This window comes from Corynebacterium mucifaciens (genome assembly GCF_012396315.1).
In the GTDB taxonomy this organism is placed as follows: Bacteria; Actinomycetota; Actinomycetes; order Mycobacteriales; family Mycobacteriaceae; genus Corynebacterium; species Corynebacterium mucifaciens.
Genome location: NZ_JAAXPF010000007.1, coordinates 75346 through 90380 on the forward strand (window position 1 = coordinate 75346; position 15035 = coordinate 90380).

At 66.0% G+C, this 15035-nt stretch carries 14 protein-coding genes; 10 read left to right on the forward strand and 4 right to left on the reverse strand.

The features are described from left to right. Nucleotides 1-3 precede the first annotated feature (3 nt). The 5 genes from HF989_RS07305 to HF989_RS07325 all read left to right on the forward strand — a co-directional run bounded on the left by HF989_RS07305 (nucleotide 4) and on the right by HF989_RS07325 (nucleotide 7813). Nucleotides 4-864 carry a hypothetical protein gene (locus HF989_RS07305; protein WP_168685263.1) on the forward strand — a complete coding sequence of 287 codons (861 nt, stop codon included), beginning with the start codon at nucleotides 4-6 and terminating at the stop codon, nucleotides 862-864. Between the two features lie 69 nt (nucleotides 865-933). Further along, nucleotides 934-2967, forward strand: a complete 2034-nt coding sequence (locus tag HF989_RS07310; protein WP_168685265.1) for a glucose PTS transporter subunit IIA — start codon at nucleotides 934-936, stop codon at nucleotides 2965-2967. After that, nucleotides 2960-4651 carry a phosphoenolpyruvate--protein phosphotransferase gene (gene ptsP, locus HF989_RS07315; protein WP_168685267.1) on the forward strand — a complete coding sequence of 564 codons (1692 nt, stop codon included), beginning with the start codon at nucleotides 2960-2962 and terminating at the stop codon, nucleotides 4649-4651. Before HF989_RS07310 ends, ptsP begins: the two co-directional genes overlap by 8 nt. Beyond that, complete coding sequence (locus HF989_RS07320) at nucleotides 4648-4947, forward strand: CHY zinc finger protein (RefSeq protein ID WP_343033570.1); 300 nt, start codon at nucleotides 4648-4650, stop codon at nucleotides 4945-4947. The genes ptsP and HF989_RS07320 overlap by 4 nt, the downstream gene beginning before the upstream one ends. 130 nt (nucleotides 4948-5077) lie before the next feature. Further along, nucleotides 5078-7813: an ATP-dependent Clp protease ATP-binding subunit gene (locus tag HF989_RS07325; RefSeq protein ID WP_246233852.1), complete on the forward strand. Its 2736-nt coding sequence runs from the start codon at nucleotides 5078-5080 to the stop codon at nucleotides 7811-7813. On the opposite strand, the gene HF989_RS07330 is transcribed toward HF989_RS07325, so the two are convergent. Then, nucleotides 7765-9222, reverse strand: coding sequence for an alpha/beta fold hydrolase (locus HF989_RS07330; protein ID WP_168685269.1), 1458 nt, complete (start codon nucleotides 9220-9222; stop codon nucleotides 7765-7767). The genes HF989_RS07325 and HF989_RS07330 overlap by 49 nt on opposite strands. Nucleotides 9223-9244: 22 nt before the next feature. Between HF989_RS07330 and HF989_RS07335 the strand changes: the two genes are divergently transcribed. Further along, a complete protein-coding gene (locus tag HF989_RS07335; protein ID WP_168685271.1) occupies nucleotides 9245-9415 on the forward strand; it encodes a DUF4236 domain-containing protein in 171 nt (56 codons plus the stop codon). Here the strand turns inward: HF989_RS07335 and HF989_RS07340 are convergent. Then, the gene (locus HF989_RS07340) at nucleotides 9394-10275 is read right to left on the reverse strand and encodes an HhH-GPD family protein (RefSeq protein WP_168685273.1); all 882 of its coding nucleotides are present in this window, start codon (nucleotides 10273-10275) and stop codon (nucleotides 9394-9396) included. The genes HF989_RS07335 and HF989_RS07340 overlap by 22 nt on opposite strands. Here HF989_RS07340 and HF989_RS07345 point away from each other — a divergent pair. Then, nucleotides 10274-10894 carry a carbonic anhydrase gene (locus tag HF989_RS07345; protein ID WP_168685274.1) on the forward strand — a complete coding sequence of 207 codons (621 nt, stop codon included), beginning with the start codon at nucleotides 10274-10276 and terminating at the stop codon, nucleotides 10892-10894. The two genes, HF989_RS07340 and HF989_RS07345, sit on opposite strands and share 2 nt — an antisense overlap. A 9-nt stretch (nucleotides 10895-10903) precedes the next feature. Further along, entirely contained in the window at nucleotides 10904-11593 is a 690-nt protein-coding gene (locus HF989_RS07350) for a hypothetical protein (RefSeq protein ID WP_168685275.1), read from the forward strand. Between the two features lie 7 nt (nucleotides 11594-11600). On the opposite strand, the gene radA is transcribed toward HF989_RS07350, so the two are convergent. Then, entirely contained in the window at nucleotides 11601-12953 is a 1353-nt protein-coding gene (gene radA, locus HF989_RS07355) for a DNA repair protein RadA (RefSeq protein WP_038613002.1), read from the reverse strand. A gap of 87 nt (nucleotides 12954-13040) precedes the next feature. Further along, the gene (locus HF989_RS07360) at nucleotides 13041-13616 is read right to left on the reverse strand and encodes a hypothetical protein (RefSeq protein ID WP_168685276.1); all 576 of its coding nucleotides are present in this window, start codon (nucleotides 13614-13616) and stop codon (nucleotides 13041-13043) included. Between the two features lie 136 nt (nucleotides 13617-13752). Between HF989_RS07360 and HF989_RS07365 the strand changes: the two genes are divergently transcribed. Continuing rightward, a complete protein-coding gene (locus tag HF989_RS07365) occupies nucleotides 13753-14343 on the forward strand; it encodes a CarD family transcriptional regulator (protein WP_168685277.1) in 591 nt (196 codons plus the stop codon). A 1-nt stretch (nucleotide 14344) separates the two neighbouring features. Continuing rightward, nucleotides 14345-15022 (forward strand): 2-C-methyl-D-erythritol 4-phosphate cytidylyltransferase, encoded by a 678-nt coding sequence (gene ispD, locus HF989_RS07370; RefSeq protein WP_246233854.1) that lies wholly within the window; start codon nucleotides 14345-14347, stop codon nucleotides 15020-15022. The last annotated feature ends 13 nt before the right edge of the window (nucleotides 15023-15035 follow it).

A 15035-nucleotide genomic window follows, 5' to 3' on the forward strand; every position in this document is an offset into this window, starting at 1 on the left:
ACCATGCGTCGCCGTGTCGCCCTTGCTGCCGTGTCGTTGCTCGCCCTCGCTGGGTGCGCGGACGAGCCGGACGCCGTGGAGGTGACGGTGACCGAAACGGCCTCAAGCTCCACCCCGGCCACGTCGACCGCTTCGAGTACGGCGTCGTCGAGCACCAGCTCCGCCACACCCACCGGCACGCCGCCGGACTGCTCCGACGAGGCGCTGCAGGCGTCGCCGGGGCTTCAAAAGTTCCAGCTGAACGGGTGTATCGGTAACTTCGCGCGTCCAGGCGTGCCGCAGACTGACCACGTAGTGCTAGTGCAGTGGACCGGCAAGCACTGGGAGATCGTTGAGTCTGATGGCATGTGGGACGGGCTGGGCATGTCGCGGCCGTGCCACAATCGCACGAAGCTCGAGTCCCTTGGCGTGCCCGAGGAGTACATCAAGGCGGAGGCGGTCTGTGGGGAGTACGCGCCCGGTGAGCAACCGCCGTCATCCCAGCCGAACTGGGAGGACGCAAGCAAGGAACGCTACATCCCGTACGTGGGGATGGGGGAGACGACGCCGGAATACACCGCTGAGCCCGCGTGCGACGGGCGCGGCATCCTCATCGTCGATTCTGTCATCGATTACGGCGACCGCGCCGACACCGTCCACCGTCTCGCGGTCGAGGTGCTCACCGCGGATCCGACCGGGAGATCGCGCCAGTACACCTTCCCGGGGCAGTGCCCGTCGCTGCGCGCGCAGGTGAACGGCAACGACATCTATCCCGTCTACCTCGACTTTGGCCACGACACCGAAGCGCTGTGCCGGGCGAGGGCAAATTACGGCGGCGACGCCCGCGTGCTGTCCAACCGCGCGGAGTTTACAAGTCCCTGCTAGTTGTTTGTGGTGGTTATGACCAACTAACGTTTGATGCAACCAACCATTGGGGTTGAAAGGAGCATCAGCATGGCAACCACCAAGGCGAGCCTGCAAGACCAGGCCGCCGACATCCTCGCCGGCATCGGCGGCGCGGACAACATAGCGTCCATGACGCACTGCGCGACGCGCTTGCGCTTCGAGCTTCACGACGCATCCCTGGCGGACAAAGACCGCCTCGAGGCCAACCCGAAGGTAATGGGCGCGGTCCCGCAGGGCGGCAACCACTACCAGGTGATCGTGGGCGGCGACGTGGCCACGGTGTACAACGCGATGAACTCGCTGCCGGAGATGGCCAACCGCAGCGTCTCCGACGACGAGTTGAAGAACCGGCAGCGCGACAAGGCCAAGGGCAAGGTGCCCTGGCTGGACGCGTTTTTCGAGTACCTCTCCGACTCCTTCCGCCCGATCTTGGGCGTGCTGCTCGGTGCCTCGCTGATCATCGCCTTCGCCGCGTTCCTCGACGCGATCCGCCTGGTGGACTTCTACGCGGAGGTGAAGACGCCGGGCTGGCAGTTCGTGGACGCCATGTGGAGCTCTGTGTTCTTTTTCCTGCCGGTGGCGGTGGCGTACAACGCGGGCAAGAAGCTGGGCATCGACCCGTGGGTGCCGGCTGCAGTCATGCTGGCGCTGTTCACCCCGGACTTCACCACGCTGGAGGAGCACCCGGACGTCCGCGTGGTGGACATTTTCGGCGAACCGACCAACGTGGTCGACGTCTTCGGCTTGCCGATGATCCATAACGGCTACAACGGCAACGTCTTCGTGCCCCTGATCATGGCCGCCGTTGCCGCGCTGCTGTACAAAGCGCTGCAGAAGGTCATCCCGTCCGCGGTGCACATGGTGTTCGTGCCGTTTTTGACGCTGCTGGTGATGATCCCGGTCACCGCCTTCATCATCGGGCCGTTCGGCTACCTGCTCGGCGCCTGGATCGGCACCGGCCTGGCGTGGATGAACGGCAACGCGCCGTTCGTCTTCGCACTCCTGATCCCGATGCTCTACCCGTTCCTGGTGCCGCTTGGCCTGCACTGGCCGCTCAACGCGCTGATGCTGGTCAACATCGACACCCTCGGCTACGACTTCATCCAGGGCCCCATGGGCGCCTGGAACTTCGCCTGCTTCGGCGCCACCGCCGCGGTCCTGGCGATTTCCCTGCGCGACCACGACCCGCTGATGCGCCAGACCTCCGGCTCGGCTCTCGCAGCCGGCCTGCTGGGCGGCATCTCCGAGCCGTCGCTCTACGGTATTCACCTGCGCTACAAGAAGATCTACCCGCGCATGCTGGTGGGTTGCTTCGCCGGCGGCCTGACCATCGCCATTCTGGGCACCCCGTTCGGCGGCGTGAAGACGGGCGCGTTCGTGTTCACCTCCCTCCCGACCATGTTCGTCTTCGACCCGGTGTGGGTGTACATGCTCGCGATCGCCGTGGCCTTTGTCACCTCCTTCCTGATCATCTTCGTCACCGACTACCGCACGCCGGAAGAGAAGGCGGAGGCGCTGGCTCGGGCCGCTGCCGCGCGCGATGAGGACGAGGATGAGGTCACGGACGCGGATGATTCGGCGAAGCTGGCGTCGGCAAGCAACGCGGATGCGACGGTGCTCGCGCCCATCGCGGGCCAGGCGGTCGCCATGGAAGCGCTGTCGGACGCCGCTTTTGCGTCCGGCGCGCTGGGCCAGGCGGTCGGCGTCACGCCGGCAAACGGCACGCTCGCTGTGGTCGCACCTGCGGCCGGCAAGGTGATTTCTGTAGCTAAGACCGGACACGCGTACGGCATTAAAACCGACGATGGCGTCGAGCTCCTCGTCCACATCGGCGTGGACACGGTCAAGCTCGGCGGCGAAGGGTTTACCCCGCTGGTGGAGAAGAAACAGACTGTGGCTGCGGGCGACCCGCTGGCGGAGGTGGACTTCGCCACCATCGCTGACCACGGCGTGGACACCACTGTGATCACTACAGTGGTGAACTCAAAGAAGCTCGGCGGCGTCAACGACATCGCGGATGGCACCCTCGCCGCCGGGGATCCGATTCTTGAAGTGCACTCTGAGGTGAACACACATGTCTAACCGCACCGTCCTGCACGGCATCGGCGTCTCCGCAGGCACCGCCTCCGGCCCTGTCGCCGTGGTCACGCCCGCCGTCGGCATCGACGAGCATGAGCCCGCCTCCGTCGACCCCCAGGCCGACGGCGAGCGCATCCGCGCCGTGCTTCACGACGTCGCAGCTTCGCTCACTGCCCGCGCCGAGTACGCGGACTCCGACGCGTCGAAGGCCGTGCTGGAGGCAACCGCGGCGTTGGCCACCGACAAGGGGCTTATCCGCGGCATTGACAAGGAGCTGAAGAAGGGCGCGGGCGCCACCAAGGCGATCCACGACGCGGTGGAGGTGTACGCGGAAAAGCTGCGCAAGCTCGGCGGCTACATGGCCGAGCGCGTGACCGACCTCTACGACATCCGCAACCGCGCCACCGCCCGCCTGCGCGGCCTGCCGGAGCCGGGGGTGCCCGACATGGAAACCCCGTCCATTCTGGTCGCGCACGACCTCGCGCCGGCGGAAACCGCGACGCTGGATCAAAACCTGGTGCTGGGCATTGTCACCGAGGCCGGCGGCGCGACCTCGCACACCGCGATCCTCGCCGCGCAGTTGGGCATCCCGTGCGCGGTGCAGGTCAAGGGCATCGCCGACGCGGTTGTAGACGCCCCGCAGGTGGCCCTCGACGGCGGCGTGGGCGAAGTCATCGTCGCCCCCAACACCTCGGACGTGGAAGAGCTTGCAGAGCGCTCCCGTCGCCGCGCCGCTGCGCTGGCCGGATCGTCCGGCGAGGGTGCGACCCGGGACGGCACGAAGATCAAGCTTCTGGCCAACATCGGCACCGCAGAAGATGCGGAGAAGGCGGCCACGCAGGACCTCGAGGGTTCCGGCCTGTTCCGCTCCGAGTTCCTCTTCCTGGACCGCGAGTCCGCGCCGACGGTGGAGGAGCAGGCGGAGACGTACACGAAGGTGCTGCAGGCGTTTGGCACCCGCCGTGTAGTGGTGCGCACCCTCGACGCAGGCGCCGACAAGCCGCTGTCCTTCGCGGACCTCGGGGAGGAAGAAAACCCGGCGCTGGGTCGCCGCGGCCTGCGCCTCTCCCAGGCCCGCGAGGACCTGCTCACCGACCAGCTCACGGCCCTCGCAACGGCAGCGGCAAATGTGCCGGACGCCGAGCTGTGGGTGATGGCTCCCATGGTCGCTACCGTGGACGAAGCCAAGTGGTTCGCGCAGCGCGCTCGAGCGGCTGGCCTGGCCAAAGTCGGCGTGATGGTCGAGACCCCCGCCGCGGCCATCCGCGCCTGGCAGGTGCTGGAAGAGGTCGACTTCGCCTCCATCGGCACCAATGACCTGTCGCAGTACACGATGGCCGCAGACCGTATGCAAGGCGAGCTTGCGGACCTGCTTTCCCCCTGGCAGCCGGCCGTGTTGTCCATGATCCGCGAGACGTGCCGCGGCGGCGAAGCCACCGGCAAGCCCATCGGCGTGTGCGGCGAGGCTGGCGGCGACCCGCTCGTGGCGCTCGTCCTTGTCGGCCTGGGCGTGAAGTCGCTGTCCATGGCGCCGGGCAAGGTCAACGCGGTGCGCGCCGCGCTGCGCCTCCACGACTTTGACACCTGCCGCCAGATGGCCAACTTCGCCGTGGACGCGCGTACCGCTCGCGACGCACGCGAGGCAGTGCTGGCCCTCGCGGATCCGGTGCTCAAAGATCTGCTGTGATCCACGGAATCGACGTCGATAGCCAGGGGCGCTGTGCCCACTGGCACTCCGAGCGCGACGTCGTGGCCAACACGTGCGGCGCGTGCGGGAAGCTGTGGGCGTGCTCGCTGTGCCACGACGAGTGCGAGAACCACAGCTTCGCACCCGTGGACCGGAGGGATCGCTCCGTGATGTGCGGGGCGTGCGGGCACATGATGACCCACGCCGAGTACGGCGCCTCCTGCCCTTCGTGCGGCCACCCCTTCAACCCCGGTTGCAAGACCCACGAAGACGTGTACTTCCTGCCTGTTCGCTAAGGGTGAACACCCCCTCTCACCTGCGCTTATCGACGTCCATTCGGTGCAGGACCGTAAAAGCAGGGAAGTGATGTCGGACCCCGGCGTTATGGTTGGGGACAACTGATTGAGGAAAGAAGGGGTCAGCCACATGTTCGAGCGGTTTACCGACCGGGCCCGTCGCGTCATCGTCCTTGCACAGGAGGAGGCGCGCGAGCTCAACCACAATTACATGGGCACTGAGCACATTCTGCTCGGCCTGATCAAGGAGGGCGAGGGCGTCGCAGCGAAGGCGCTTGAGTCCATGGGCATTAACCTCGACGACGTCCGCCGCGAGGTCATCGACATTATCGGCCACGGCTCCCAGCCCGTGACCGGCCACATCCCGTTTACCCCGCGCGCGAAGAAGGTGCTGGAGCTTTCTCTGCGCGAGGGTCTGCAGATGGGCCACAAGTACATCGGCACCGAGTTCCTGCTGCTCGGCCTGATCCGTGAGGGTGACGGTGTTGCAGCGCAGGTGCTGATTAAGCTCGGCGCGGATCTCCCGCGCGTGCGCCAGCAGGTTATCCAGCTGCTCTCCGGCTACGAGGGCGGCGAAGGCCAGAATCCGGAGGCTCCCCAGCAGGGTGCGCCGGGCTTCGCAGGGGCGGGTGCCGGCGCGTCACGCGGTGGCAGCGGCCCGCAGGGCGGCGAGCGCTCCAACTCCCTGGTGCTGGACCAGTTCGGCCGCAACCTCACCGCCGCGGCTAAGGAAGGCAAGCTCGACCCGGTTGTCGGCCGCGACAAGGAAGTCGAGCGCGTCATGCAGGTGCTGTCGCGCCGCACGAAGAACAACCCGGTGCTTATCGGTGAGCCTGGCGTGGGCAAGACCGCCGTGGTGGAGGGCCTGGCCCTGGACATCGCCAACGGCAAGGTCCCCGAGACGCTGAAGGACAAGCAGCTCTACTCGCTGGACCTGGGTTCCCTGGTTGCAGGCTCCCGCTACCGCGGCGACTTCGAGGAACGCCTGAAGAAGGTGCTCAAGGAGATTAACCAGCGCGGCGACATCATCCTGTTCATCGACGAGATCCACTCCCTCGTCGGCGCAGGTGCCGCCGAGGGGGCTATCGACGCTGCCTCGCTGCTCAAGCCGAAGCTGGCCCGCGGCGAGCTGCAGACCATCGGCGCTACCACGCTGGACGAGTACCGCAAGCACATTGAGAAGGACGCTGCGCTCGAGCGCCGCTTCCAGCCGGTGCAGGTGGACGAGCCGTCCGTGGAGGACACCGTCCAGATCCTGAAAGGCCTGCGCGACCGCTACGAGGCGCACCACCGAGTCTCCTACACGGATGACGCGCTGAAGGCAGCCGCAACCTTGTCGGATCGCTACATCAACGACCGGTTCCTGCCGGATAAGGCCGTCGACCTGCTCGACGAGGCTGGCGCACGCATGCGTATCAAGCGCATGACCGCCCCGGAGGGCCTGCGCGAGGTGGATGACCGCATCGCGGAGGTGCGCAAGGAGAAGGAAGCGGCGATCGACGCACAGGACTTCGAAAAGGCCGCCGGCCTGCGCGACACCGAGCGCAAGCTGGGGGAGGAGCGCTCCGCCAAGGAGCAGAAGTGGCGCTCCGACGACCTGGAGGACATCGCCGAGGTCGGCGAGGAGCAGATCGCGGATGTGCTGGCCAACTGGACCGGCATCCCGGTGTTCAAGCTCACCGAGTCCGAGTCGAACCGCCTGCTCAGCATGGAAGAGGAGCTGCACAAGCGCATCATCGGCCAGGACGAGGCCGTCAAGGCCGTGTCCCGCTCCATCCGCCGCACCCGCGCTGGCCTGAAGGACCCGAACCGTCCGTCCGGTTCCTTCATCTTTGCCGGCCCGTCCGGTGTGGGTAAGACGGAGCTGTCCAAGGCTCTGGCAGAGTTCCTGTTCGGCGACGACGACTCCCTGATCCAGGTGGACATGGGCGAGTTCCACGACCGCTTCACCGCCTCCCGTCTCTTCGGTGCCCCTCCGGGATACGTCGGCTACGAGGAGGGCGGCCAGCTCACCGAGAAGGTGCGCCGCAAGCCGTTTAGCGTCGTGCTCTTCGACGAGATTGAGAAGGCCCACAAGGAGATCTACAACACGCTGCTCCAGGTGCTCGAGGAGGGCCACGTCACCGACGGCCAGGGCCGCAACGTGGACTTCAAGAACACGGTGCTGATCTTCACCTCCAACCTGGGCACCTCGGACATTTCCAAGCCGGTGGGCCTTGGCTTCACGGGCGACGCTGCGGTCGACTCCGATGCGCAGTACGAGCGCATGAAGGGCAAGGTGCATGACGAGCTGAAGAAGCACTTCCGCCCGGAGTTCCTGAACCGCATCGACGAGATCGTCGTGTTCAAGCAGCTCAGCCAGGACGAGATTGTTCAGATGGTGGACCTGCTCACCTCCCGCGTGGACAAGAACCTGGCCGCGCAGGACATGGGCATCGAGCTGACCGAGAACGCGAAGAACCTCCTCGCGGTCCGCGGTTTTGACCCAGTGCTGGGCGCCCGCCCGCTGCGCCGCACGATCCAGCGCGAGATCGAGGACATTTTGTCCGAGAAGATCCTCTACGGCGAGATTGGTGCTGGCGAGATCATCACGGTGGACGTCGAGGACTGGGACGGCGACGTCGAGGCTGCCCGCAAGGAGCGCGGCAAGGCTGCGCCGGACGCGACCTTCACCTTCACGCCGCGTCCGCGCCCGCTGCCCGCCGAGACCTTCGATGTGGAGCCGGAGGACGAGGTCCGCGACATCGAGCCGGAGCACGCCGAGCCGGAGACCGAGGCCTCCGAGTTCCCGGACGAGCGCGACGGGGATGACACCGATCAGAACGGCAACCAGCCCAACGAGGGCAACGGCCCCGAGCCGGTGTAGAACCAGAGTCCTAGGGCGCCCAATGCGCCCAGCAAGGAGATCGCGATGGCGGCGATCTCCACAGAGTTCAGCCCCTCCACCATCTCGTAATCGGGGTGGTCGGAGGGGCACACCTGTCGCATGGGCTTGCCCTCAAACCGATCGTCGATCCACTCGGTGGCGTTGCCCGTTTGTAGGAGAAGGGGCAACGCGTGACCGGAAGCGGGCACAAGAGTCGTGAGCGCAACACGACCGGAAGAAAGCGGTTGTATGGGTGATCCCGGTACTGCCACTCGGCGATACTCCACCTGCGCCCCCAGCTCGCAATAGTCGGTGGCGAGTTGGGTGGCCTGCGGCTCAGGGACGAGGTCATCGTCCGCATTCGTCAACACCATGATCGGCGCACTCGGTTTCACTTTGCCCAGCTTGTTTTGATCGAGGTACTTGCCGATACGCTCATCCTGCTTGGCGATTTCCGCGAGCGTCTCGCCGCCCGTGAAGATATCGCTGTAGTTTCTGGGCGCGTTGACCGACGCATCTAATAAGCACGATGTCTTCAGGCCCTCAAACCACACCTTTCCCTCATCGGTGAGGTAGTCGTGGATGGCCTCGTTGAACTCTGGGTAGGTCTCCGCGTAGCTCGCCGCGGCGAAACCGGCCACCGCGGTGATCATCGGCGCAGTCGCATCTTCCACAACTCCGAGCGGATCTGCCGGGGGAGCACCGGCAAAGGTACCCACGACGTCGAGCCCGGGGGCGTAATTCTCCACCAGTTCCGCTGCCGCGGCAGCGGCGCCGCCACCCTGGGAATACCCCCAAAAGGCGAGCTTTTCTCCATCTTTGGCTACGGCGCGAGCGGCGTCGATAAGCGCATGGCCCTGGTCTACGCGGTTCAGATAGGTGTGCAAGCCCCCAGTGCCTAGGCCCATGTAGTCGGTGACAACAACGCGGTAGCCAGCGTGCTGCAGCATCCGCACGATGGGTGCTTCGTAGTTGATGTTCACCGATCCGTTGTGGCTGACGGAGGAGAGCATCGAAGAGCCCGCGGACGGGGCACATTGGTCGCCCAGACCCCGGGTTCCCGGGGCGAGCGCAATCAAGCCTTTGGCAAACGGGCGGTCGTACAGTGCGCCGGTCACCGCCACCGTATCGCCGCGCTCGTTGAGGGATGTGTAGCGGATACGTGTCCCGTCGGAGCCGGGCACGCGTTCTTCGGCAACGAGTGCGCCCGCCGTCGGGCCGGCCTCACCGGCGAGCGCCCGCGAGGACAACTCCGAGACAGAGGAGTGCGCGGCCGCATCTCCAGCCAACTCCAGGGAGGAGGAACCGACCGCGGTGAGCGAGGACAGGGATTCAGCGCTGAGGTCCGCAGCGTGCGCAGAGGGGCTTAACAGGATTGGGACAGCTAAAATTGACCAAATTTTACGCACGAGGGCAGTGTATGCTACCCGCATGGGAATTCAGTACCGCAAGCGCCAAAGAATCAGCGACGATAGCTGGTTGAACTACTCCAAGTCCGGCGTCTCTGCGTCAAAGAAGATCGGCCCCGTCACGTTTAACTCCCGCGGCGGCGTGTACGTGAAACTGCCGGGCGGCCTGCACTACCGCGGCAGGTGGAAGTAGCCGTTCTCGTCCTGCTCGGCTAGCCCGTCTTCAAGCAGAGAAAACAGCGCGCGGGAACGCTGTGCGGCGTCAGGCCAGACGGTGTGGATGCGCTCTTGCTCCACCGGCCCCTCCGCTTCGCGCAGCACCCGCATGATCTTCCCGCGCACTTGGCGGTCTGTCCCCGCAAACTTCTGGGAACGCTTCGGGGCCTCCGCTGCTGGCTGGCCAGCGGCGAGCCACGCGCACTCCGCACTCACCGGGCACACACCGCACTGCGGCGACCGGGAGGTGCACACCAGGGCGCCAAGCTCCATCAACCCCACCGAGAACTCCGGGCCGTTCTGGGCGGGGAGCAGCTGCGCGACTTCGTCGATTTCTTTCTTCCCCGGCTTCCCCAGCGCCTCGCCGCGCTCCACGCGCGCGACCACGCGCCGCACATTCGTATCCACCACCGGCACGTTCTTGCCGTACGCGAAGCACGCCACCGCCCGCGCCGTGTAGTCCCCGATGCCCGGAAGCGCCAGCAGCGTATCGACGTCCTCCGGCACCCTCCCACCATGGTCCCGCACGATCGTCTGCGCGCATTCCTTCAACCGGAGCGCCCGGCGGGGGTAGCCGAGGCTGCCCCAGGCGCGAAGTATTTCGTCGGTACCAGCCTGGGCGAAAGCGGCCGGGGTGGGCCAGCGCTCGATCCATTCCTGCCAGATGGGTGCCACCCGCTCAACCTGGGTTTGGTGGCTCATCACTTCACTGAGCAGCACACCCCACGGAGAGGTTCCCGGTGCACGCCAGGGGAGGTCCCGGGCGTTGCCCCGGTACCAATTGATGATCTTGTCTGGGCGCAGATTGGTCACAATGCGTGCAAGAATAGTGCCCATGACTACACCAACTGACCTTCAGTCCGCTTCCTCTCCTCGTGAGGTGTGGGAGCTCCTCCGCGCCGGCAATGAGCGTTTCTCCACCGGCAACACCGCCGAGCCGCACCGCGACCCGGAAACCCGCCAGCAGCTCACCGCCGGGCAGAACCCCGCTGTGTGCGTGATCGGCTGCTCCGACTCACGCGTCCCGGTGGAGCTGCTGTTCGATGCGGGCTTCGGCGACATCTTTGTCATCCGCACCGCTGGCGGCTGCGTGGATTCGGCAGTGGCTGCGTCCGTGGAGTTCGCTGTCGAGGGCCTCGGCGTGGACCTCGTGCTGTTCCTCGCCCACGAAAACTGCGGTGCTGTCGGTGCCGCGGTGAGCGCGCTGGACTCGGGCGAGATCCCTTCGGGGCTCACCCGCGTGTTCGTGGAGAAGATCGCGCCTTCCGTCGTGGAGGCAAGGGCACGTGGCGAGCATGTGGAACTCGCGCACGCCCGCAACGGTGCCGAGCACATTGCGGCACGCATCCCGTCTGTGATGGCGGGGCTGGAGAACAAGACGGTCGGCGTGGTCGGCGCCCGCTACCGCCTGTCGGACGGCCGTGTCGACACCACCTACGAAAACTTCGGTGATTAAGTTATAGGCATGTCGAACCAGCGCCCACTGCCTCCAGAGATTTACATGCGCCGTCGTGTGGCGGCACTCGTCATCCTGTTGGTTGTAGTGGCGCTGTTGGTGTGGGGGCTTACCGCGTTTGCGCGCAGCGGCAATTCGGACGAATCCGGAGACGCCACGCAAGCCCCCGAAACGCCGTCTACCACGTTGGCCACCGAGCCGACGGTGGAATTGTCCACCACCACCGAAACAACGCGGACTACCGAGCCCACCGCGGCTAAGACCACCGAGCCAACTGCGACCACGGAGGCGGCACCCGCGAAGAAGGGCTCGTGCGAGCTCGGCGATCTACGGGTCCAGACCTCGAGCAACCAGCCCTCGTACGCCGAAGGCGCTCAGCCGGTGTTCTACATGGAAGTGGAAAACCCAACCGACACGGACTGCGTGATCAATTTGGACGACAACCCCCTGCGCTTCGAGGTCTACGACATGGCGTCCAACGAGCGCATTTGGTCCGACATCGACTGCTACCCGCCAGTGGTCGGCGGGACGGTTGACTTCGCACCGGGGGAGAAGCGGCGCTGGGAGGCCCGCTGGTCTGGCACCGCGTCCCAGCCGGGGCAGTGCGACGACCGCGCCGAGGTCAAGGCAGGCTCGTACTTCCTCCACGGTGTGATCGGGGAAAACGCCTCCGAGGCCAGCCCCTTCAACATCACCTAGTTTCCGCTCACTGCAGCGCGGCGAGCGCCTCGCCGAGGGTGGAGACGTGGCGCACCGCCATGCCATCTACGTCGATTTGCTCGCCCGCTGGCACGATGGCGTTGGTGTAACCCATGCGGGCGGCCTCTTGGAGGCGACGGCCGAGGTTGGGCACACGGCGAATCTCTCCCGCGAGGCCGACTTCGCCCACAACCACTGTCTTGGCGGGCAACGGGGTGTCGTGCAGGCTGGACCACGTGGCTAACGCGACGGCGAGGTCCGTGGCAGTTTCCGTGATCTTCACGCCACCCACGGTGGCCACGTAGGCGTCCTTGTCGTTTGTCCTCTCGCCGCAGCGGGCCTGCAGCACCGCTAGCACCATCGGCACCCGATTGAAGTCCAGGCCCGTCACCACGCGCCGGGGGCTCTTATTCACAGGGTCCACCGTCAGTGCTTGGACTTCCGCCAGGATGGGTCGCACGCCGTCCATCGCCACGGTCACCGCGGATCCGTCCGGCGTCCGACCCCGGTGGGAGAGAAACAGCCCGGAGGGGTCTGGCACCTCGCGGATCCCGCCTGAGGTTTGCTCGAAGCAACCGACCTCGTCGGTAGCGCCGAAACGGTTCTTGATGCCGCGCAGCATCCTTAGCGACGACTGCCGGTCCCCCTCAAAGTTCAGCACGACGTCCACCAGGTGCTCGAGCACGCGGGGACCGGCCACGTTGCCGTCCTTGGTCACGTGGCCCACCAGAAGGACCGGGATGTTGGTCGTCTTCGCCAGCGTGGTCAGCGCCGCCGTCACCGCACGGGATTGCGCAACTCCGCCTGCGACGCCCTCCACTCCGGCCGCGTGCATGGTCTGCACGGAATCCACGATGAGGAGCGAGGGTTTGAGCTGCTCAACGTGCCCGAACACCACGTCGAGGTTGGACTCGGCGGCCAGGTAGAGCGTGTCGTGCAACGCGTCGGTACGCTCGGCGCGGGCGCGCACCTGCCCGGCCGATTCCTCGGCGGTGACGTACAGCGCCTTGCGCCCCTGCGCCGCCCAGCGCGACGCCACCTCTAGCAACAACGTGGACTTTCCTACGCCGGGCTCACCCGCCATCAGCACCACCGAGCCAGGGACGACACCCGAACCGAGCACCCGGTCGAGCTCCCCGATGCCCGATTTCACGGTGGCCGTCGCGGCGGCCTCGATCTTGGTGATGGGGTGAGCCGGCGCGGACGGGGTCAGAGCTGCCGTTTTCACCGGGCCCGCGGCGACCGGCGCCTCCTCCTGGAGCGTGCCCCACGACCCGCACTCCGGGCAGCGCCCCAGCCACTTGGGGGAGGAGTAGCCGCACTCGGTGCACGTGTGGATGACGCGTGGTTTCTTAGCCATGCGCGACACCGTATAACACGGACCCGACATGACGTTCGAACATGAAAAAACCGCTGGCCAGGCCAGCGGTGAGCGGTGATGAGGACGTTAGTTCTCGCGGTCCTCCTGACCGGATGCGAGGATTGGGGCCGACACCGTGGCCGCGACCTCGACGGAGCCGGTGTCGAAGTTGAACTTCACCGGGATGTTGCCGCCGTAGGCGAAGTCGTCGTTGGCCAGGGAGGTGGCGGTGTACTGGATGCAGTTGTCGTTGCGGCCCTGCGGCATGCGCTCCAGGCCGTCCTTGGAATCCGCAACGAGCGCGCAGTTGTAGGCAATGGTTGCATTGTCCCCGAGCGTCGCCTTTTGCCCGTCTACTTCCACGGACTGCAGCGTGTGGTCCCGCATCGAGGTGTCCTGGTTGGTCGCGGTGAACTTCACGGCGGCCTGGCCGTCCTCCGCGAGTACCACGATGACGTCGCGCACGGAAAGCGCGCCGTCTTCGGTGGAGCCGCTCGCGCCGTCGACGGCCGCGACCTGGCTGGAGGTCTGGGTGATCTGGCCGGCGGAGCAGCCGACGAGGGCCAGGGATGCACAGCCTGCGACTGCGACGGCAGCGACGCGCTTCAGGGACTTCACGGGGTGTCCTCCATTAATCAACTCATTCGAGGGTTTTCTCCGCATTACTCTAGCGTCTGCACAGCAAGTTTTCCCACCGGCTCCCCCTATACGGAGCGGGGACCTTTGGTCGTCGATAGGCGAAATGCTCGGTGGTAGAGTGTTGGGGTCTGAACTTCGCCTATCGACGCAAGGAGCCGCAATGGAATTCAAGGTCGGAGAAGTGGTTGTGTACCCGCACCACGGAGCGGCCCGCATCGCCGACATCGAGCAGCGCGAGATGCGCGGGGAAACGCTCGATTACCTGGTGTTGCAGATCCTCCACTCGGACCTTGAAGTGCGCGTGCCGGTGAAGAACTCCGAGCTCGTCGGCGTGCGCGACGTGGTCAACGAGGAGGGCCTGCAAAAGGTGTTCTCCGTGTTGCGCGAGACGGACGTGGAGGAGGCCGGCAACTGGTCCCGCCGCTACAAGGCCAACCAGGAGCGCCTCGCGTCCGGCGACATCAATAAGGTCGCTGAGGTTGTGCGCGACCTCTGGCGCCGCGACCAGGGCAAGGGCCTATCCGCAGGCGAGAAGCGGATGCTGGGCAAGGCGCGCCAGATCCTGGTGGGTGAGTTGGCGCTGGCCGAGCCCGTGGATGAGGCGAAGGTCGAAGAGATCGGCAAGCAGATCCAGGTCATCATCGACGAGCAGGTCAAGGCCGGTATTTCCGAGGACCCGGGCCAGATCGACGACGATGACGAGGTGGATCTGGACGACCTCTCCTTCGACGACGAGGACGACGACAACTAAGTTGCGCCGCAAAGTCGTAGCAGTCGTCGCCGCTGCGGGCCAAGGCACCCGCTTGGGGGCGGAGGTGCCCAAGGCGTACGTCGAGCTCGGCGGCCGCACGCTGCTGGAGCGCTCGGTCGCGACGATGTCACAGGTTGCGGACCATGTTGTTGTGGTGGTCAGCCCCGACATGGAGGCTCGCGCGAGGACCGCGCTCGCAGCCCACGACGTGCAGCTGGTACACGGCGGCGCCGAACGCGCCGACTCCATTTACGCCGCGCTCAACGCAATCTCGCTTGACGACGCCTGCGTCCTGGTCCATGATGCCGCCCGGGCACTGACCCCCGAGTCGATGGTCTCTCGCGTGGCCGGCGCCGTGGTCGGGGGTGCCCCAGCTGTCGTGCCGGTCGTGCCGGTGTCGGATACTGTGAAGCGGGTCGCAAGGGACGTGGTCGAGGAGACGTTGGATCGATCCGTGTTGCGCGCCGCTCAGACGCCGCAAGGGTTTGACCTGCGTTTCCTGCGCGACGCGAACGAGAAATACCTGGCGCAAAAGCCGTCGTTCGTGGCTACCGACGACGCTTCGCTCATGGAGTGGTTCGGGGTGCCGGTGACCACCGTGGAGGGGGATGCCATGGCGTTCAAGATCACCACCCCGCTGGATCTGCAATTGGCGGAGAGCGTTGTCGGCGCACGCTAGTTGTCGAACATAG